4 protein-coding genes are annotated in these 4,722 nt (G+C 62.2%); all 4 read left to right on the top strand.

Annotated features, from left to right (window positions below):
• The first annotated feature begins 140 nt into the window (after positions 1 to 140).
• The 4 genes from ACW9HW_RS28875 (at position 141) to ACW9HW_RS28860 (ending at position 4,634) form a co-directional block, all read left to right on the top strand.
• On the top strand, positions 141 to 788 hold the full coding sequence (locus ACW9HW_RS28875; RefSeq protein ID WP_457402714.1) for a TetR family transcriptional regulator C-terminal domain-containing protein: 648 nt from the start codon (positions 141 to 143) through the stop codon (positions 786 to 788).
• Positions 789 to 880: 92 nt separating this feature from the next.
• Complete coding sequence (locus tag ACW9HW_RS28870; RefSeq protein WP_095194828.1) at positions 881 to 1,597, top strand: response regulator; 717 nt, start codon at positions 881 to 883, stop codon at positions 1,595 to 1,597.
• Positions 1,597 to 2,379 (top strand): substrate-binding periplasmic protein, encoded by a 783-nt coding sequence (locus tag ACW9HW_RS28865; protein WP_457402712.1) that lies wholly within the window; start codon positions 1,597 to 1,599, stop codon positions 2,377 to 2,379. Before ACW9HW_RS28870 ends, ACW9HW_RS28865 begins: the two co-directional genes overlap by 1 nt.
• On the top strand, positions 2,376 to 4,634 hold the full coding sequence (locus ACW9HW_RS28860; protein WP_457402710.1) for an ATP-binding protein: 2,259 nt from the start codon (positions 2,376 to 2,378) through the stop codon (positions 4,632 to 4,634). Before ACW9HW_RS28865 ends, ACW9HW_RS28860 begins: the two co-directional genes overlap by 4 nt.
• Positions 4,635 to 4,722: the final 88 nt, after the last annotated feature.

The following is a 4,722-nucleotide window of genomic DNA, read 5'->3' as shown; positions in this document are numbered from 1 at the left end:
CACAGGATTTGTGTACATCACCTGTGGGAGCGAGCCTGCTCGCGAATGCGGTCTTTCAGGCGTGCGTACTCTTGCTGTACAGTCGTTCAGCTCGTCGGAAACAGGCGAGCCCTCACGATTGAATCCAGGAGCATGTCGCCATGAATCAGGAAGCCCGTTTTTCCCGCATGGAACCGGAGTTGCGCAAGGCCAATCTGATCGAGGCGACGCTGGTGTGTCTCAAGCGCCACGGTTTCCAGGGCGCTTCGATCCGCAAGATTTCCGCCGAGGCGGGTGTGTCGGTCGGCCTGATCAGCCATCACTATTCCGGCAAGGACGAACTGGTGGCCGAAGCCTACATGGCGATCACCGGGCGCGTCATGACCTTGCTGCGCGATGCCATGGAACAGGCGGCACCCAATGCCCGTGAGCGGTTGTCGGCGTTCTTCCGCGGTTCGTTCTCCGCCGAATTGCTCGACCCGCAGTTGATCGATGCCTGGCTGGCCTTCTGGGGCGCGGTGAAAACCGCCGAGGCGATCAACCAGGCCCACGATCATTCCTATGGCGAGTACCGCGCCATCCTGGGCAAGGCGCTGACCGAGTTGGCGCAGGAAGAAGGCTGGGAAAACTTCGACGCCGATCTCGCGGCGATCAGCCTCAGCGCCTTGCTCGATGGCCTGTGGCTGGAATTGGGCCTGAACCCTGGCACCTTCACCCCGGAGCAGGGCATCCAGATTTGCGAGGCCTGGGTCGACGGATTGCAAGCGGGCGGGCGCCAAAGGTTTTGCGTACAGACGAGCAGCTGTTGATCGCCCGTTCAGCAGTGGCTACTCTCTGGCGCAGATGCAACAAAACACTCTAATAAGAAATACGCCTTCGGGCCTGTGCAGGACTCCTTGTAATGACGCCTCGGGTACTGATCGTCGATGACGATCCGCTGATTCGCGAACTGCTGCATGCCTATCTTTCCCAGGAAGGCTACGACGTCCATTGCGCCGCCACGGCGGAACTGGCCGAAACTTTTCTGGCCAGCCAGAGCGTGGACCTGGTGATGCTCGATATCCGTTTGCCGGGCAAGGACGGCCTGACCCTGACCCGCGAGCTGCGGGTGCGTTCGGAAGTCGGGATCATCCTGATCACCGGGCGCAACGATGAAATCGACCGTATCGTCGGCCTCGAATGTGGCGCCGATGACTACGTGATCAAACCCCTCAATCCACGGGAACTGGTGTCCCGGGCGAAAAACCTGATTCGCCGGGTGCGGCATGCGCAGGTTCCGCAACCGGTGGCAACCGTATCCAAACCGGTCAAACAGTTTGCCGATTGGGCGCTGGACACCGATCGCCGTCGCCTGATCGATCCGTCCGGCTGTGAAACCCTGCTGACCCATGGCGAATACCAGTTGCTCAGCGTGTTCCTGCGTAACAGCGGCCACACCCTGAGCCGCGACCAGTTGATGGACCAGATCCGCAATCGCGAATGGGTGCCCAACGACCGCTCCATCGATGTGCTGGTGGGCCGTTTGCGCCGCAAGTTGCACGACGATCCCGCCGAACCGCAGCTGATCATTACCATCCACGGCGCCGGCTACCTGTTCACTGCCAGCCTGGCGGCGTGATGGCTGCAGGGCGACTGCTTTGGTTGCTGGTGGTGCTGCTGGTGGTGGACACCACGCAGGCCGCGCAGAAGGTACGTTACTGCGATTATCCGGTGTACCCGCCGATTTCCTGGAGCGACGGCAAACAGGTGCACGGCCTGGCGCCGAGTGTGGTGAAAAAGCTGTTCGGCGAACTGGGCTACGAGGTCGAGATCGTGGTGCTGGGCAATTGGAAACGCTGCCTGCTCGACGCCGCCGAAGGCCGGGTCGATGTGGTGCTGGCCTACAGCACTGCGCAAAGGGAACAGAGCATGCTGTTTTCAACGGTGCCGGTGCTGCGCGAAGAAGTGGCGTTGTTCATCAATCGCCGGCACCCGGTGAAGTTCGAACGGTTGCAGGATCTGGCCAACTACCGTGGCGGCTTGCTGTTCGGTGAAAGCTACGGCGTAGAGTTCGATCGCATGGTCGCGCAAAACAACAACATCGAATGGGTCGCAGGCAGCCACCAGAACTTCGGCAAGCTGGTTCGCGGGCGCATCGACTTCATCACTCAGGAACGCCGCACCGGCCAGTTGTACGTGGAGAACCTCCCTGGCGGGCAAGACATCATCGCTTTGCCCAATGCCCTGAGCGTGGATTACTTGCGGGTGGCGGTTTCGCGCCGTTCGCCGCTGGCCAATCGCATGCCGGACATCAACGCACAGCTGCAACGCATGGTGGAGGCCGGCGATATCGAACGCCTGCTCAATGAGAGCGAAGTGACCTACCGTGACATGATCAACCTGCCGGCGGGCGCACCATGATACGCGCTCGTCCCGGTGGACTTCTGCGGCGCCTGTTGCTGTTCATACTGCTGTTCAGCCTGTGCTTCACCGTGCTGGCCAGCAGCGTGCAGCTGTACATCGAATACCGCCGGGAAATGCGCGAGATCGACTCGCGCATGGAGCTGATCCGCGCCGGCTATCTGGCGAGCCTGGAGCGCAGCTTGTGGGATCTCAACCAGGAGCAGTTGAACGTGCAGTTGCGCGGTCTGGTGGACTTTTCCGACGTGGCGCGGGTGCACCTGACCAGTCCCGATTACGATTTGTTGCATGCAAGCCCGGACCCGATCGGGCCGTTGCGCATCGAGCGGTTTGCCCTGGACTATCAGCCGCCGTCCGGCCCGTTGCGCCAACTCGGTGAACTTGAAGTCAGTACCGACCTGGGCGCCGTGTATCAGCGCCTGTACGCCACCGGGCTGACCAGCCTGTTGTGGATGGGCGCGTTTCTTTGTGGTTTGGCGGTGGCGCTGTCCGGGTTGTTCTATCGCCTGGTCACCCGGCACCTGCAAGTCATGGCCGGGTTTGCCCGGCGTATTGCGGCGGGCGAATGGGGGGAGCCGCTACGCCTGGACAAGCGACGCCGCGCGCAAGAAGACGAAATCGACAGCGTGGCTCATGCGCTGGATGACATGCGTCGGGCGATCCTCAGTGACATCGAGCGCCGGGAAATCGATCGCCTGGCCTTGCAGGACAATCGCGATGAACTGCAGCGCAGGGTCGAGCGGCGCACCGCCAGCCTGATGCGCGCCAAGGACGAAGCCGAAGCAGCCAACCAGGCCAAATCGCGTTTTCTGGCGACCATGAGCCACGAACTGCGCACGCCGCTCAATGGCATTCTCGGCATGGCCGAATTGCTGCGCGGCGCCCGACTGGAGCCGCAGGACAGCAAGCGTCTGGATGCCTTGCACAAGGCCGGCGAGGGGTTGCTGGCGATCCTCAATGAGGTGTTGTTTTTCGCCAAATTGGAGGAGGGCGCGAGCCTGCCCGAGCCGGTGGACTTCTCGATTCGCCAGTTGCTCGACCAAGTGCTGACCCTGCTGGAGCCGAAGGCGTTGGACAACGACACGATCCTGCATTGCCGGGTCGATCAGCGGGTGGCCGATCATCACCACGGCGCCGAGCAGTTCCTGCGACAGGTGCTGAGCAACTTGCTGGCCAATGCGATCAAGTTCACCGAAGGCGGCGAGGTCAGTGTCGAGGTGGCGTTACTCGCGCAGCCTGGCGAGCAGAGCGGCCAGCGTCTGCGGGTGAGTGTCACCGACAACGGCATCGGCATTGCCCCGGCGATGCAGGCGAAGATTTTCGAGCGTTTCACCCAGGCCAGCGAGGAAGTGGCGCAGCGCTTTGGCGGCACCGGGTTGGGGTTGGCTATCTGCAAACATCTGGTGGAGCACATGGGCGGCTGCATCGGCGTCAGCAGTGAGGTCGGGCGCGGCAGTTGTTTCTGGTTCGAACTGACCTTGCAACCGGCCAGCGAAGTCATCGGCCTGGCGCCGCTACTGGGGGCGGGGCCGGCGCTGGACATTCTGGTGGTCGAAGATGTGGCGCTCAATCGCGAGGTGGCCGAAGGTCTGTTGCTGCGGGATGGCCATCGGGTGTGGCTGGCCGTCGATGCCGAGCAGGCACTGGTGCAATGCGCCGGGCGGACGTTCGATCTGATTCTGCTGGATGTGCATCTGCCGGGGATGAGCGGCGTCGACCTGTGTGCCCGGCTCCGCAGCATTGACGGACCGAATCGCCAGACCCGTATTTTCGCCCTGACCGCCAGCGTGCAACCGGCGTTGGTGCGCGGTTACCTCGATGCCGGCATGGATGGCATTCTGTCCAAACCTTTGAAACCGGAGAATTTGCGCCAGGTGCTGGCGGGGCAGGCAACGGTTGCCGAATCCGCGTCTGATGACGAGACGATGGATTGGCCGCTGCTGCAAACCCATCGCACCTTGCTCGGCGAGCAAAAGGTCCAGGGCCTGCTGCTGGTGCTGCGCAATTCGATCCTTCAGCACCGTGGCGCGCTGGACGAAGCCATTGAAGCCGACGATTGCACGGAAGTCGCGCAACTGGCGCACCGCCTGGCCGGCAGCAGCGATTCGCTGGGGTTTCGTGGTCTGGCCTCGGTTTTGCAACGGCTGGAAACGGCGGCATTGAGCAATGATGAGCCAGCAATCCGCGCGCTGGTGCCGACCGTTAAAGCGCATCTGCAAAAGTCGCTGCAAATACTCGATGGTCTTGTGGTATGAGCCTTGCCGCAGTAATCCCGGCGCAGCCCGTTGTCCCCCTGTGGGAGCGAGCCTGCTCGCGAAAGCGGTGTGTCAGCCAACACTGAAG

This window comes from Pseudomonas sp. SDO5532_S415 (genome assembly GCF_054071155.1).
The sequence above is the reverse complement of the archived record's forward strand: the minus strand, read 5'-3'. Positions and strand labels throughout refer to the sequence as shown.